The organism is Brevundimonas guildfordensis (genome assembly GCF_014836405.1).
GTDB lineage: Bacteria > Pseudomonadota > Alphaproteobacteria > Caulobacterales > Caulobacteraceae > Brevundimonas > Brevundimonas guildfordensis.
Window position 1 is genome coordinate 325,508 of sequence record NZ_JACSQU010000001.1, and the last position, 14,157, is coordinate 339,664.

At 66.3% G+C, this 14,157-nt stretch carries 17 protein-coding genes and 1 other RNA gene; 7 read left to right on the forward strand and 11 right to left on the reverse strand.

What is annotated here, in order from left to right:
• Positions 1-4: 4 nt before the first annotated feature.
• The gene (parE, locus tag H9656_RS01485) at positions 5-2,107 is read right to left on the reverse strand and encodes a DNA topoisomerase IV subunit B (RefSeq protein WP_225212182.1); all 2,103 of its coding nucleotides are present in this window, start codon (positions 2,105-2,107) and stop codon (positions 5-7) included.
• 73 nt (positions 2,108-2,180) lie between these two features.
• Entirely contained in the window at positions 2,181-4,517 is a 2,337-nt protein-coding gene (locus H9656_RS01490; protein ID WP_191742528.1) for an ATP-dependent helicase, read from the reverse strand.
• A gap of 173 nt (positions 4,518-4,690) precedes the next feature.
• Here H9656_RS01490 and H9656_RS01495 point away from each other — a divergent pair, with 173 nt between their 5' ends.
• From H9656_RS01495 to H9656_RS01505, 3 genes are read left to right on the forward strand one after another with little or no spacing between them, the layout of a single operon-like run.
• Positions 4,691-4,876 (forward strand): hypothetical protein, encoded by a 186-nt coding sequence (locus H9656_RS01495; RefSeq protein WP_191742529.1) that lies wholly within the window; start codon positions 4,691-4,693, stop codon positions 4,874-4,876.
• Between the two features lie 9 nt (positions 4,877-4,885).
• Positions 4,886-5,194, forward strand: a complete 309-nt coding sequence (locus H9656_RS01500) for a hypothetical protein (protein ID WP_191743805.1) — start codon at positions 4,886-4,888, stop codon at positions 5,192-5,194.
• 4 nt (positions 5,195-5,198) lie between these two features.
• The gene (locus H9656_RS01505; protein ID WP_191742530.1) at positions 5,199-5,546 is read left to right on the forward strand and encodes a DUF488 domain-containing protein; all 348 of its coding nucleotides are present in this window, start codon (positions 5,199-5,201) and stop codon (positions 5,544-5,546) included.
• Positions 5,547-5,582: 36 nt separating this feature from the next.
• On the opposite strand, the gene H9656_RS01510 is transcribed toward H9656_RS01505, so the two are convergent.
• Genes H9656_RS01510 through H9656_RS01520 form a run of 3 tightly spaced genes read right to left on the reverse strand, consistent with a single transcriptional unit; the run spans position 5,583 to position 6,982 of the window.
• Positions 5,583-6,314 (reverse strand): SIMPL domain-containing protein, encoded by a 732-nt coding sequence (locus tag H9656_RS01510; RefSeq protein WP_191742531.1) that lies wholly within the window; start codon positions 6,312-6,314, stop codon positions 5,583-5,585.
• Positions 6,311-6,550: a ribbon-helix-helix domain-containing protein gene (locus H9656_RS01515; RefSeq protein ID WP_191742532.1), complete on the reverse strand. Its 240-nt coding sequence runs from the start codon at positions 6,548-6,550 to the stop codon at positions 6,311-6,313. Before H9656_RS01515 ends, H9656_RS01510 begins: the two co-directional genes overlap by 4 nt.
• Positions 6,551-6,553: 3 nt before the next feature.
• Positions 6,554-6,982, reverse strand: coding sequence for a YbaY family lipoprotein (locus H9656_RS01520; RefSeq protein ID WP_225212183.1), 429 nt, complete (start codon positions 6,980-6,982; stop codon positions 6,554-6,556).
• A 118-nt stretch (positions 6,983-7,100) separates the two neighbouring features.
• On the opposite strand from H9656_RS01520, the gene H9656_RS14190 reads away from it, so the two are divergent.
• Positions 7,101-8,045 carry a DMT family transporter gene (locus tag H9656_RS14190; protein ID WP_318240586.1) on the forward strand — a complete coding sequence of 315 codons (945 nt, stop codon included), beginning with the start codon at positions 7,101-7,103 and terminating at the stop codon, positions 8,043-8,045.
• On the opposite strand, the gene H9656_RS01530 is transcribed toward H9656_RS14190, so the two are convergent.
• Positions 8,042-8,281 (reverse strand): DUF4169 family protein, encoded by a 240-nt coding sequence (locus H9656_RS01530; protein WP_404821529.1) that lies wholly within the window; start codon positions 8,279-8,281, stop codon positions 8,042-8,044. The two genes, H9656_RS14190 and H9656_RS01530, sit on opposite strands and share 4 nt — an antisense overlap.
• A gap of 73 nt (positions 8,282-8,354) precedes the next feature.
• Here H9656_RS01530 and H9656_RS01535 point away from each other — a divergent pair, with 73 nt between their 5' ends.
• On the forward strand, positions 8,355-8,588 hold the full coding sequence (locus H9656_RS01535) for a DUF2171 domain-containing protein (RefSeq protein WP_191742533.1): 234 nt from the start codon (positions 8,355-8,357) through the stop codon (positions 8,586-8,588).
• Between the two features lie 95 nt (positions 8,589-8,683).
• Positions 8,684-9,079, forward strand: coding sequence for a YccF domain-containing protein (locus H9656_RS01540; RefSeq protein ID WP_191742534.1), 396 nt, complete (start codon positions 8,684-8,686; stop codon positions 9,077-9,079).
• Positions 9,080-9,142: 63 nt separating this feature from the next.
• Here the strand turns inward: H9656_RS01540 and fumC are convergent, their stop codons facing one another.
• A complete protein-coding gene (gene fumC / locus H9656_RS01545; RefSeq protein ID WP_191742535.1) occupies positions 9,143-10,534 on the reverse strand; it encodes a class II fumarate hydratase in 1,392 nt (463 codons plus the stop codon).
• Between the two features lie 105 nt (positions 10,535-10,639).
• Here fumC and H9656_RS01550 point away from each other — a divergent pair, with 105 nt between their 5' ends.
• A complete protein-coding gene (locus H9656_RS01550) occupies positions 10,640-10,990 on the forward strand; it encodes a RusA family crossover junction endodeoxyribonuclease (RefSeq protein WP_119412261.1) in 351 nt (116 codons plus the stop codon).
• Between the two features lie 120 nt (positions 10,991-11,110).
• Here H9656_RS01550 and H9656_RS01555 read toward each other — a convergent pair whose 3' ends face one another.
• The 4 genes from H9656_RS01555 to miaA all read right to left on the reverse strand — a co-directional run bounded on the left by H9656_RS01555 (position 11,111) and on the right by miaA (position 14,146).
• Entirely contained in the window at positions 11,111-11,740 is a 630-nt protein-coding gene (locus H9656_RS01555; protein WP_191742536.1) for a hypothetical protein, read from the reverse strand.
• 222 nt (positions 11,741-11,962) lie between these two features.
• Complete coding sequence (locus H9656_RS01560) at positions 11,963-12,460, reverse strand: SspB family protein (protein WP_191742537.1); 498 nt, start codon at positions 12,458-12,460, stop codon at positions 11,963-11,965.
• Positions 12,461-12,562: 102 nt separating this feature from the next.
• Positions 12,563-12,931, reverse strand: a transfer-messenger RNA (tmRNA) gene (ssrA, locus tag H9656_RS01565).
• A 336-nt stretch (positions 12,932-13,267) separates the two neighbouring features.
• Positions 13,268-14,146, reverse strand: coding sequence for a tRNA (adenosine(37)-N6)-dimethylallyltransferase MiaA (gene miaA, locus H9656_RS01570; protein WP_191742538.1), 879 nt, complete (start codon positions 14,144-14,146; stop codon positions 13,268-13,270).
• Positions 14,147-14,157 lie beyond the last annotated feature (11 nt).

A 14,157-nucleotide genomic window follows, 5' to 3' on the forward strand; every position in this document is an offset into this window, starting at 1 on the left:
CGGGTCAGACGTCCAGGTCGGCGACGGCGAAGCGGGCGTTTTCCTGGATGAACTGATAGCGGGCCTCGGCCTTGCGGCCCATCAGGCGCTCGACCAGATCCTCGATCTCTTCCTCGCTGTCGGGCAGGGAGACGCGGGCCAGGGTCCGCTTCTTCGGGTCCATGGTGGTCTCTTTCAGCTGAGAGGCCATCATCTCGCCCAGACCCTTGAACCGGCCGATCTCGGTCTTCTTACCTTTGAAGACGGTGGCCATCAGCTCGTCGCGGTGGTCGTCGTCGCGGGCGTATTCCGACAGCGCCCCAGCCGAAATCCGGTAGAGCGGCGGGAGGGCCATATAGAGCCGGCCCTGGCGGATCAGGTCGGGCATGGAGCGGTAGAAGAAGGTGATCAGCAGGGCCGCGATGTGGGCGCCGTCGACGTCGGCGTCGGTCATGATGACCACGCGCTCATAGCGCAGGTCGTCGACGCTGAAGCGGCTGCCCGCCTGCACGCCCAGCGCCAGCATCAGGTCGGTCAGTTCGACGTTGGCGCGCAGCTTGTCCGCCGTGGCCGAGGCGACGTTCAGGATCTTGCCGCGCAGGGGCAGGATGGCCTGGGTGGTGCGGTCGCGCGCCTGCTTGGCCGAGCCGCCGGCCGAGTCGCCCTCGACGATGAACAGTTCGGTGCCTTCGGCGGCTTGCCGTGAGCAGTCCGACAGCTTGCCGGGCAGGCGCAGCTTTCGCGTGGCGGCGGCGCGCTGGACTTCCTTGTCCTTGCGGCGGCGCAGGCGGTCTTCGGCGCGGTCGACGACGAAGCCGAGCAGGGCGTTGGCCTGTTTCGGGCTTTCGGTCAGCCAGTGGTCGAAGGGGTCGCGCAGCAGCTGTTCGGCCAGACGCGCGCCTTCGGGCGAGGACAGGCGGTCCTTGGTCTGGCCCTGGAACTCAGGGTTGCGGATGAAGATGGAGATCAGGGCGCCGGCGTTGGCGATGACGTCCTCGGCCGTGATCTGGGCGGCGCGCTTCTCGTTGATCAGCTCGCCATAGGCCTTGAGGCCCTTGACCAGTGCGGCGCGGAAACCGGCCTCATGCGTGCCGCCGTCGGGAGTCGAGACGGTGTTGCAGTAGGAGGCGACAAAGCTGTCGGCGTCGCCGAAGCCGATGGGGGACCAGGTGACGGCCCATTCCAGCGCGCCCGCCTCGCCCTTGCGCTCGACGCGCCCGGCGAAGACGGGGGTGACGGTTTCCAGTTCGCCCACGCGCTCGGCCAGGGCGTCAGCCAGGCCGCCGGGGAAGTGCAGGGTCGCCTGAGCAGGCGTCTGGTCGGTGATGCGCTCCGGGGCGCAGGTCCAGCGGATTTCGACGCCACGGAACAGATAGGCCTTGGCCCGCGTCATGCGGAACAGGCGGGCGGGCTTGAAGGTCGCGCCGACGCCGAAGATCTGCTCGTCCGGCTTGAACCGGATCAGGGTGCCCTTCTTCTTGGAGGGGCCGACCTGCTGGATCGGGCCTTGGGACAGGCCGCGGCTGAAGGACTGGCGCCATTCGAAGCCGTCGCGCCAGACGGTGACGTCCAGGCTTTCCGACAGGGCGTTGACCACCGAGACGCCGACGCCGTGCAGGCCGCCCGAGGTCTCATAGGCCTTGCCCGAGAATTTGCCGCCCGAGTGAAGCACCGTCATGACGACTTCCAGCGCCGACTTGCCCGGATGGCGCGGGTGCGGATCGACCGGAATGCCGCGCCCGTCGTCGCGCACCGACAGATAGCCCTCGGCGTCCAGGTCGACGGTGATCAGCTTGGCATGCTTGGCGACGGCTTCGTCCATCGCATTGTCCAGCACCTCGGCGAACAGGTGGTGCAGGGCGCGCTCGTCGGTGCCGCCGATATACATGCCGGGGCGCTTGCGGACGGGCTCCAGTCCTTCCAGCACCTCGATCGAGGAGGCGGAATAGCCGGTGGCGGCCGCCGTCGCCGTGCTGGCGTGGGACGTCAGCTCGACCTTCGCCTCATGCACGGGGGCGGGCGCAGGCACGGTCGGCGGAGGCGCGACCTGAGGCACAGGCACAGGAGCCTGAGCAGCGGCGGGCTTGGCCGGTTCGGCGTCGTCGAGGTTGGAAAACAGATCGTCCATCAGGGCATTTTGCGGCGATTCGGGGCAGGGTCTGGTAGGCTTCGACAGGGTCGAGAGCAAGCGGAAGCGGCGGTCACGCCTTTTCCACGAAGGTGTCGATGACTTTCTTCTCGCCGGCCTTGTCAAAGGTCACGACCAGTTTGTTGCCTTCGACGGCGCGGACGTGGCCGTAGCCGAACTTCTGGTGGAAGACGCGGTCGCCGCGCGACCAGCCGGACGCCGCCTTGGGATCGGCGGTGGCGATCAGGCGGCCTTCGCCCTCGATCACGGCGCGGCGGGCGTAGGCAGGCTTGGGCGTCTGGGCTGCGGTATAGGTCTGGGCGCGCTTCCAGCCGGGGCTGGAATAGCTGCCGCCGAAGGAGGGGGCGTCGTCCCAGCGGCTCTTGGCCTCCTTCATCCCGGTCGAGGCGCCGTAATAGCCGGTGTCCGACTGCGGCTCGACGTGGGCGATCGGCAGTTCATCGACAAAGCGGCTGGGCAGTTGCGAGGTCCAGCGGCCATAGACCATGCGGTTGGCGGCGAAGCTGATGCGCGCGTCCTGTTTGGCGCGGGTGACGCCGACGTAGGCCAGGCGGCGTTCTTCCTCCAGGCCCTTCACGCCCTTCTCGTCGATGCTGCGCTGACTGGGGAAGACGCCTTCCTCCCAGCCCGGCAGGAAGACCAGCGGGAACTCCAGCCCCTTGGCGCCGTGCAGGGTCATGATCTGCACCGAGCCTGACCCGTCGGCGTTCTCGTCGCGGCGTTCCAGGTCCATGACCAGCGAAACGTGCTCCAGATAGGCCTGCAGCGTCTCGAACTGCTGCATCGACTGGGTCAGTTCCTTCAGGTTGTCCAGCCGGGTCTGGCCGCTGGTGCGGTCGGCCTTCTGCATGGCGGTGTAGCCGCTCTCGTCCAGCAGGGTCTCCGTCACCTGCCAGTAGGGCGTGCCCATCGCCATCAGGTCGCGCCAGCGGTCCAGATCGCGCACGAAGTTGGCCAGCGGCGTGCGGGTGCGCGCCTGAAGCTCATCCGTCGTGATCAGGTGGCGCACCGCCCGCATGGCCGAGACGCCGTTCTCGCGCGCGATGTGCAGGATCTTCTGGACGCTGGTGTCGCCGATGCCGCGCTTGGGCGTGTTGACGATGCGCTCGAACGCCAGGTCATCGTCCTCGGACTGGATCAACCGCAGATAGGCGTGGGCGTCGCGGATTTCCGCCCGCTCGAAGAAGCGCGGGCCGCCGATGACGACATAGGGAATGGCCAGCATCAGGAAGCGTTCTTCAAACGCCCGCATCTGAAATGACGCGCGAACAAGGACAGCCATGTCCTTGTAATTCATGCCCTGCTTGCGCGCGGTCTCGATCTCGTCGGCGATCAGGCGGGCCTCGGCCTCGCCGTCCCAGACGCCGCGCACGCGCACCTTGTCTCCGCTGTCATCCTCGGTCCACAGGGTCTTGCCCAGCCGGTCCTGATTGGCCGCGATCAGGGCCGAGGCGGCGCCCAGAATATGCTTGGTCGAACGGTAGTTGCGTTCCAGCCGGATGACCTTGGCGCCGGGGAAATCGCGCTCGAAGCGCAGGATGTTGTCCACCTCGGCCCCGCGCCAGCCATAGATCGACTGATCATCGTCGCCGACGCAGCAGACGTTGCCGGTCGAGGAGGTCAGCAGCCGCAGCCACAGATACTGGGCGACGTTGGTGTCTTGATATTCGTCCACCAGAATGTAGCGGAATCGACGACGATATTCCTCTGCCAGATCAGCATGTTTCGACAGGATGGTGATGTTGTGCAGCAGCAGGTCGCCGAAGTCGCAGGCGTTCAGCGTCGCCAGCCGCGCCTGATAGGCGGCGTACAGCGCCGGGCCCTTGCCGTTGGCGAAGTCCTCGCCCGGCGGCAGCTTGTCGGGTGTCCAGCCGCGGTTCTTCCAGTGGTCGATCATATGGGCCAGCGACTTGGGCGTGAAGCGCTTGGTGTCGATGTTGGCCGCTTCCAGAAGCTGCTTCAGCAGCCGCTCCTGATCGTCGGTGTCCAGGATGGTGAAGCTGGACTTCAGCCCGACCAGTTCCGCATGGCGACGCAGAATCTGCGCCGCCACCGAGTGGAAGGTGCCCAGCCAACGCAGCCCCTCGGACGACGGGCCGATCAGATGGCCGATCCGCTCGCGCATCTCGCGCGCGGCCTTGTTGGTGAAGGTGACGACCAGCAGTTCCCACGGCTTGGCCCGCCCGGTCGCCAGGATGTGCGCCAACCGCGTGGTCAGGACGCGCGTCTTGCCCGTGCCGGCGCCGGCCAGCACCAGCACCGGCCCCTCGGTCGTCTCCACCGCCTCGCGCTGTTCGGGGTTGAGCCCGGCCAGATAGTCGGCCCCCGCGCCTTGCGGAGCCTGGGCGCGGGCGAGGTCGGAAATACGAGGAGCGGGCAGGTCGGTCACAGGGGCGGGTACTCGGGCAGCGTCTGGGGCGGTCGCCCCGGCGGAATCTGAAGAGGAGAACATAAGCAGCACAGCGGCCAAAGTCAGTCCCCTTCGGCCAGGGAATGAACGGAACCGTGAAGCCAGAGCGTCGTTGTCCCAAAAGACAGGGACTACATAGGAAGGGATGCCTGATGGCGGAAAACTCAAGCAGCGGCGGCAACGCCGGTCTCGCCTTTATCGTAGGCGGTTTGGTGGTGGTGGTGGCCATACTGGCCTGGTTCCTGCTGGGCCGAGGCGGCGCGCCGGAGACGAAGAACGTCGATGTCGATGTCAAACTGCCTGAAGTTTCAGCGCCGGCTGTGCCGGGCGGTAATTGAGGTCGCGTCATGACGGACCCTAACCTTCCGCCAGAGCGCGTCGTGCATCAGACGACCATCAACACAGCTCCAACGCCGCGCAAAGGCGGTGGGGCGGGCATGGCCTTTCTGGTGGGCGGGCTGCTGGTCGCCGTCGCGGTGATCGCCTGGTTCGTTTTCGCCGGGGGACGCGCGCCTGCGCCGGAGACGCCGAACCTCGATGTGGACATAAGCGTTCCCACGCCGCGCATGCCCGACGTTCCAGATCGCCCCGCGCCGCCGGAGCTGCCCAGACCGAGCGAGCCGCCTCAGGTGATGACGCCGGAACCCAAGGCCTGACGCCGTGACGGTCGGCCTGAAGCGCGTCTATGAGCCTCCGTCTCAGGCGGACGGGACGCGCATTCTGGTCGACCGGCTCTGGCCTCGGGGGCTGAGTAAGGACAAGGCTCAGATCGACCTCTGGCTGAAGGAGGTCTCGCCCACCACTGAGTTGCGCCGGTGGTTTAACCACGACCCCGAAAAATGGCCTGAGTTCCAGCGTCGGTACCGCGCCGAGCTGCTGGCGAACGGCGAGGCGGTCTCGGAACTGAAGACCGCGCTGGCGAGCGGTAGAGCGACTCTGGTCTATGGGGCGAAAGATGAAGAGCACAACGACGCGGTCGTGCTCGCGGCCTTTCTAGGCGGCGCCTGAGCCGGGCAGTTCGCGCAGCCCGACAGGCAGGCCAGACTATTTCAAGCGGTAGCTGATCGTCGTGACCACGCGTACCTTCTTGTTCGGAGAGCTGGCCTCGTCGCCCGTTCCGTCGCGCGAGAGGATCTCGAAGGACCCCTGGCCGGCGGTCTTGATGGGGCCGAGCGGCGCGCCTGAATCCTTGGCGAACTGTTCGGCGCCGCTGCGCGCGGCGGCGGTGGCTTCGGCGATCATGGCCGGGCGCACATCGTTGAGCTTGGTGAAGATGTAGGACGGGCCGTTGAAGTCCTGAAGCACCACGCCCTGGCGAACCAAATCGTTTAGATTGCGCGTCGTCGTCTGCACGCGATCCACGTCGGCGGTGCGCACGATCACGGTCTGGGTCAGGATGAAGCGCGGCCCGCCGGTCTGGCTCATGTATTCGCGCGAACGGGTGTCGGTGACGCCCAGCTGGCCCAGATCCACGGCGTCGTCGGGATAGCCCTGCGCCTTCAGGAACTGGCGCACGATAGCCAGGTCGCCGTCGATGCGGCTCTGGACTTCGGACAGGACGTCGCCCGAGGTGGTGAAGCGGATCGGCAGGACGGCCAGGTCGGCTTTTACGTCCTTTTCCGCCAGGCCGCGTACGGTGACGGAGCGGTCGCCGGCGCGAGCGTTGACCACGCCCTGTCCGATCAAGGCGCCGCCGCCGATCAGGCCGATAGCCACCAGGCCGCCGAAGACGGCCGCCGGGATCAGGCGAGCGGTGTTGATGCGATTGTCGCTCATGAGGTCTTCTCTTCTGCAAAGCTGCGGTCGCCGCCCGCCCATTGCAGGGCCAGGACGCGGCAGGACGAGGCCAGGGGGCGGCGGCCCCGCCAGGCGTCGACACGGATCATCAGGCCAGCGCGGCTCAGGGAAAGCTCCGCCCCGATGGCGTCTAGAATGGCCCAGAACTCTGGCTCCAGCGCCACCGATGTGGCGTGGCCTGACAGCAGGACGGATCGTTTAATGAGACCGCTCAAGGCTTACCGCACGCCCACCATGACGATGTCGACGCTATTCGACGCGCCGCGGGTCAGCACCGAATGGCGTGTATCGGTCGTGAAACGCAGAGCGCCGGAGGCGTCGCGAATTTCTGCACGGGCGGCGTATTCAAACCGGCTGTCGATCTTGTCGTTCGGAACGGAAAGGGTGACGGCGTAGGGCGGGGCGCGGCCATCCAAATGCTGCCGCGTCTCGACGAGCACGCGCGATGGCGCGTCCGCGCGACTGACGTCCTCGATCCTGACCGTGAGGGTATGGCCCGGCGGCAGCATGATGCGTTCGCGATAGGTCGCGGTGACCCGGACTTCGGTCGTGTCGCTCAGCGGCTCGGGCGAGGTGGTGCAGGCGGCCGCCATCAGGGCCGGGATCATGACGAGCGGGGCGAGAAAAGAGCGCATCAGCGTCTCCATTGCGTACGGTCAGCTTAGCAGAACGCATCAGCGCGACATATGGCTGCAACGCTTGAGAGACGGGACGCGCGAGCGGTGGTATCGCGATGTGTCGTTTGGTCCTGTCGAGTTCGCCTGAGTGCCCCAGTCTGAAGCTCCATCGCCGGAAGGCGGATCGTCTCTTCTCCGGTCGCCGGCCATGCTGGCCTTCGGCGGCGTGGGGGTTTGCGCCCTGATCTGGGGCACGACATGGTACGCCATCACCTTCCAGCTGGGCGCCGTGGACCCGGTGGTGTCGGTGGTGCTGCGGTTCGGGATCGCCTCGGCGCTGCTGGCCCTGATCGTCAAGGCGACGGGCGGGCGGTTGGCCCTGACGCGCAGTCAGCATCTGGCGGCGCTGGGGCAGGGGCTGTTCTCCTTCGCCATCAGCTACGCCTTCGTCTACGCCTCGGAAGAGAAGATCGCTTCGGCGGTGGTGGCGGTGATTTTCGCCGCCCTGGCTTTCCTGAACCTGATCCTGTTCCGCGTCGCCTCCGGCCAGAAGGCGGCGCCGGCGGCCTGGCTGGGAGCGGGGATGGGCGTGGCGGGCGTCGGCGTTCTGTCTGCGGGCGAGGTGATGGGCGCGGGGCTGGGCGCCCATGCGGTGGCGGGCGTCAGCTTCGCCCTGATCGGCGTGGTGGCTTCGGCCTTCGGCAACTGGTTCGCCTGGCGTGGCCAGCAGGCGGGCTCGCAGGTGCTGCCTTCGACCGCCTGGGCCATGGCCTACGGCACGGGGACGCTGGCGCTCTATGCCCTGGTCACGGGTGTGTCGTGGTCGGTCGCCTGGAGCCCGGCCTATATCGTTTCCTTGCTGTATCTGGCGGTGTTCGGCTCGGTCATCGCCTTCGGCCTGTACTTCACCATCGCCAGGGCGCGGGGGTACGCGCTGGCCAGCTACATCTCGGCCCTGACGCCGCCGATCGCCATGGTGGTGTCGGTGATGTTCGAGGGCGCCCGCTTCGGCGTCCTGGCCCTTGCTGGACTGGCCCTGGTGCTGGCGGGGCAGCTGTTCCTGATCCGAGCGCCGAAGCGATCGGCGGCCTAGGCGTCGTCAGGCTCTTCCAACTTGTGACCGTCCAGCTGAGCGGCGTTGCGCTCACGCTCGGTCTGGGTGGTCAGCCGTTCGGCCTTGGTGCGGCCGAAGGTCAGGCGGTTGGCCTCGGCCGTACGCTTGGCGTCGGCCTTGACGCGCGCCTTGCGCGCCCGGTTCAGGTTGACGATCTCGCCCATCAGGCGCGCTCGGCCGCAGAAGGGCTGATGATCGACATTGTGAACTCCCACAGCAGGCTTGGCGGTGAACCCATGGCGGGCGGGCTCGTTGTCTCAGCGTCCCTCACAGCCATTGGAGTCAATCATGATAAACGCCTCGATGATCAAGGAACATCAGGAAGTCGTCGGTTCCGACGGCGGCCACGTCGGCCGCGTGGACCATGTGACGGGCGATCAGATCGAGCTGGCCAAACTGGATCTGGGCTCGGGCCTGAAGCACCATATGATCCCTGTCAGCTGGGTGTCGCGCGTCGACGAGCACGTTCATCTCAACCTCAGCAAGGACGAGGCCAAGGCGCGCTGGACGGAGAAGCACTAGCTCCTCCCTATCGTGATTTCATAAAAGGCCCCGCTGCAATCAGCGGGGCCTTTCGCCATATGGAAGGAGGATGATGACGCGAAGGGGCCGATGACGTGATCCGATTGATCCTCAACCTGCTGTGGTTCTTCCTGGGCGGCTTTGCTTCAGGCTTCGCTTGGCTGTTCGGCGGAGTGCTGCTGGCGCTGACCGTCGTGGGCTTGCCGTGGGCGTTCTCTGCGTGGCGGATCGCCAGCTATTCCTTCTGGCCGTTCGGGCGCGAGATCGTCTGGCGCGATCCGAGCCCGGCGGATCTGGGCGCAGGTTGTCTGGGCGTCGGGCTGAACGTGATCTGGCTGGTGCTGGCGGGCTGGTACATCGCCCTAGCGCACATCCTGATCGCGGTACCGCAGTTCGTCAGCCTGATCGGCATCCCCTTCGCGCTGAAGAACGTCGAACTGGCCAAGCTGTCGCTGGCGCCCGTGGGGCGGACCATCCGCGACAAGGGCTGAGCATGAAAAACGCCGGCCGGGGCGAACCCCGACCGGCGTCTTCCTCTTTGACGAGAACGCGGCTTACTGCGGCGCGATCATCTTCTCGGGGCGGACGTATTCGTCGAACTCGGCGTCAGTCAGATAGCCGCCGCCGACAGCCTCCTGGCGCAGGGTGGTGCCGTTCTTGTGCGCCGTCTTGGCGATCTTGGCGCAGGTGTCATAGCCCAGCTTGGCGTTCAGGGCGGTGACCAGCATCAGGCTGTTTTCCAGGCCATCCTTGATGTTGTCCTCGCGCGGCTCGATGCCGACGACGCAGTTGTCGGTGAAGCTGATGGCCGCATCGGCGACCAGACGCACCGACTGCAGGAAGTTGTAGGCCATCACCGGGTTGTAGACGTTCAGCTCGAAATGACCTTGCGAGCCGGCGAACGAGATGGCGGCGTTGTTGCCGAACACTTGGGCGCAGACCTGGGTCAGGGCTTCGCTCTGGGTCGGGTTGACCTTGCCCGGCATGATGGACGAGCCGGGCTCGTTTTCGGGCAGCGACAGCTCGCCCAGACCCGCGCGCGGGCCCGAGCCCAGGAAGCGGATGTCGTTGGCGATCTTGAACAGCGACGCGGCGACCGTGTTGATGGCGCCGTGGGTGAAGACCATGGCGTCGTGGGCGGCCAGGGCCTCGAACTTGTTCGGCGCCGTGGTGAAGGGCAGGCCGGTGATCTTGCCGATGTTCTCGGCGACCTTCTCGGCAAAGCCGATCGGCGCGTTCAGGCCGGTGCCCACGGCGGTGCCGCCCTGGGCCAGCTCCATCAGGCGCGGCAGGGTCAGTTCGATGCGCTCGATGCCCATGGCGACCTGATGGGCGTAGCCGCCGAACTCCTGGCCCAGCGTCAGAGGCGTGGCGTCCTGGGTGTGGGTGCGGCCGATCTTGATGATGTGAGCCCAGGCCTTGGCCTTGGCGTCCAGCGCGGCGTGCAGGTGCTTCAGGGCCGGGATCAGGTCGTTGACCACCTGCTCGGCGCAGGCGACGTGCATGGCCGTCGGATAGGTGTCGTTCGACGACTGGCTCATGTTGACGTGGTCGTTGGGGTGGACCGGCTTCTTGGAGCCCATCTCGCCGCCCAGCATCTCGATGGCGCGGTTCGAGATCACCTCATTGGCGTTCATGTTCGACTGGGTGCCCGAACCGGTCTGCCAGACCACCAGCGGGAAGTGATCGTTCAGCTTGCCTTCGATCACTTCATTGGCGGCGGCGATGATGGCGTCGGCCAGCTTGGCGTCCAGCTTGCCCAGGTCGCGGTTGGTCTCGGCGGCGGCGCGCTTGACGACGCCGAGCGCGCGCACGATCGGCAGAGGCATCTTCTCCCAGCCGATCTTGAAGTTGCCGAGCGAGCGCTGGGCTTGTGCGCCCCAATAGCGATCAGCGGCGACCTCGATGGGGCCGAAGGTGTCGGTTTCGATACGAACGTTGCTCATGTGCGCGGGACTCGTCTCTCAGGCGTGGCGGGAAGATGCCGGGCGGTGTAGCACGCAGGCGCGGCGGAGCAAGGCGAGCCGCTGATCACGAAAGGCGGACGGCGCGTGGACGGCTGGATCGGAACGGGAAAGGTCAGGGCGCGCGAGCAGGGCGAGGCGGTCGAGATCACCATCGACGGCCTGACCACCCAGGCCAAATACTACAAGCCGCTGGTCTATGAGTTCATGCGCAAGGAGTGGGCGTCTCGTCCCTCGTGGGGCGACTACGTCGTCGAGATCGTGATGGAGCACGTCGGCGACCCGCCGTGGATGGACCTGGACAACCTGGCCAAGGCCCTGCTGGACGCCATCAAAGGCTATCTGTTCCACGACGACAGCCAGGTCGCCCGCCTGTTGGTCGAACGCCGCGAAGGCGAGCGCGAGCGGATCAGCATTAGGGTGTTTCCGAGGGGGTAAAGGCAGGGGCGCTCGGTCCGTCTGGACAAGGCCCGGCTTCGGGACAGATGCCTACGTCAAAAAGCGACCCTTAGCGGATGTCCGCGGTGGTGCGTCGCTCACGGCTAATGCAGCATCCGCCTAATGAGCAGCTGGGGGTGTTGACGACCAGCACTTAACCGCCGCCGTGTTTACGGCATCGTACCACTCCTCCAGCGGGCTAGAGGAACTGTATGACGCGGAGAGATACTTTGCGTCGCCGGGACCGGACCAAGCGGGGTTGCGCACCCAAAGGGTGTAAGAAACACCATCCTTCACGGAGGGGCCGATTGCGTCGCTCTCATAGTCCCCAAACAGCGGCACATCGATAGTCGGTGGCTCAACGCGCTCGAGGCGCTCCACCGCCTGCGCAAGCCCCGGGCATTCTGCTGACGACGCCCACTTCACGTCATTCTGGAGCATATCAAAGCGACGAATAGCGACCGCACGCATACCTCCGACCATCCGATAGGCATACAACGACATGACCTCTTTCGGTTCCTCCCAAGAGCCAAGGGCTGAAACTGTTGCAAATGGGAAGAGGGTGAAGGCGACTTCAGGTCGCGAACGGTCTAGCCCTGCGGCGCGCGCATCGCTAATCGCCTTGTTGAAAGCCTCCGCCGCACCCGGTGTACGCATGTAAATCTCACCCCGGGCCCAAGCTTCCGTCGCCGGGTACATGGGTTTGGGCGAGGCTTGAAGCGCGAGTAGCAGCACGAGCGCCGGGGACATCAGGACCCTCCCGTCGTTGGATGGCTAGCGTGCCGCCAACTGGCTTGATACTTCAAGTGTATCGATTGCCCCTCCGTGCCGATAGCAGCGCCGACCATGTCCGCTTCCCCCCCAAAGCCGACGTCTCCAGCGTCTGTATCCCGGCGCAGAGGTAGGGATCGCGGTCAGGCCGTAATGACGGCATCGGCGCTCGGGCGCTGAGGCCAAGGCGACGCTTGAAGCCTATTTCTTCCGGAATTGGTCCAGAGACACGACCTTGGGGCCGTCGTCGCCGGACGGCGGCGGGGCCACGGCGTCCGGGTCGCGCGCGGGCGGCGACAGGGGGGCGATCTCGGCCTCGACGATTTCCGGCTCGTCGAACTGCAGCAGGAACTGCACGCTGGGATCGTAGAAACGGACGACGGCGCTGTAGGGCACGGTCAGCACCTTGGGCGCGCCGCCGAACTTCAGCATCACCGAGAACAGGTCAGGCTCGACCGCCAGATCCCAGTACTGGTGCTGCAGCACCACCGTCATCTCGTCCGGATATTTGGCCAGGACGTCGGGCGGGACGCTGACGCCCGACGCGCGGGTCTTGAAGGTGATGTAGAAGTGATGGGCGCCGGGGATGCCCTCGGGCATGGCCGCGCGCTCGAGCGCCAGGCGGATCACGCCGCGCAGGGCGTCCTGGGCGAGCTGCTCATAGTGCATCTCGTCGACAGGGGGAGTTTGATCCGTCATCGGCGCCTCAAGACAAGGGGAACGCGAGACTGTTACCCGCCAAGCGCAGGCGACGGAAGACGCAGAGTCGCCGCCGGGCGAGGAATTTCGAGTTTTGCGAGAAGCGCCGGGATTCTGTTGCCAGGCTCCCGACAGGCCCCGCCTAAGGATCTGAACCCCCAGGACTTAAGTGTTCGAAATCAACCGAACCGCATTACGCGGCGAGGCGGACTTCTCCAGCGAAGTTATCGTTCGCAGTTAGATAAAGGCCCGATACGGTGGGCCAGGACGAGCGAAAGCAATCCTCTTTACACGTCCGTCGATGCTAGTCGGCCCCATGCTGCCTCCGCCGATAACGCGGGGAAGAAGTTGGTGGAGCCGCCGGGATTCGCACCCGGGTCCGGTCCGCTTATTACAGGCGCGTTTATCGCCATAGCCCGGGCGAACCCGAGCAGGATCAATATAGTAAGGCCCGCGTGGCCAGACAAGTGGAAGAGCCTAAATCCCGCGCCCAGACTCGATTTCACTCACCCCGCCGCGTCCTTCAACCTGCTGCATGGCGTCCCTGGACGCGTCGCGTTGGGCGTCGCGTTCTTTGGCCGTGACGCAGATGCGTTGAAACCGGTTGGAGCCTATCCGCCGTTCCCGTCGACAGATCTGGCGGTCTCGCTCGGGCGGCGGCGCTTCTGCCTGCGGAGTGGGAGAGGGCGCAGGCGAGGGCGTTGCCTGGGTGAAGAGGAGGCTGGATGCGAGCAGGGTGACAAACATGGTGGTGTCCCGTCAGCGCCAGAAATGAGATTGGCCGATCCTAGATTTTGTCGAACTGCGTTACAACTGCGTTGCCCGAGGCCAGTGCCCCTGCTGGTTGCGGAACCACGTCAGCTGGCGCTTGGCGTAGTTGCGGGTCGACTGCTTCACCGCGGCGACAGCGGTGTCCAGAGGGAGGTCGCCCGCCAGGTGGGCCGTCAATTCGCGCACGCCCACCGCCTTCATCGCCGGCAGGTCGGGATCGAGGCCGCGCGCCGTCAGGGCGCGGACTTCCTCCAGCGCGCCTTGGGCCATCATCACATCGACGCGTGCGTCGCAGGAGGCGTAGAGCCGGTCGCGCGGCGGCTCGACCACCAGGGCGTCATAGCTGCCCTGCGCCAGCAGGGGGCGGGTGTCGGCCTTCCAGTCGCTGAGCGCGCGGCCGCTGGCGCGATGCACGCTGAAGGCGCGGACCAGCCGCTGGCGGTCTGCGGGGAAGATGGCGGCCTCGGCGGTCGGATCGATCTGCGCCAGGCGGCGGCGGAAGGCGGCCTCTCCCTCGGCGTCGAATTCGGCTTGAACGGCATCGCGGATTTCGACCGGGACAGGTGGGATTTCGGCCAGCCCCTTGGTCAGGGCGTTGAAGTAGAGGCCTGTCCCTCCGACCAGCAGGGCCGGGCGGCCCTCGGCGGCCAGTTCGGCCAGCAGGTCCATCACCGCGCGGCTCCAGCGCCCGACCGACCAGGCGTCGGCGGCGTCGGCGACGCCGTAGAGGCGGTGCGGGATCGCGGCCTCGTCCTCGGCCGACGGCCGGGCGCTGAGCACGCGCAGGTCGGCGTACAGCTGCTGGCTGTCGGCGTTGATGATCACGGCGCCGGTGTCGCGCGCGCGCTGCATCGCCAGCCGCGACTTGCCCGAGGCGGTGGGGCCGGCGATCAGGGTGATAAGGGGTTGGGACAAAGGATCAACTC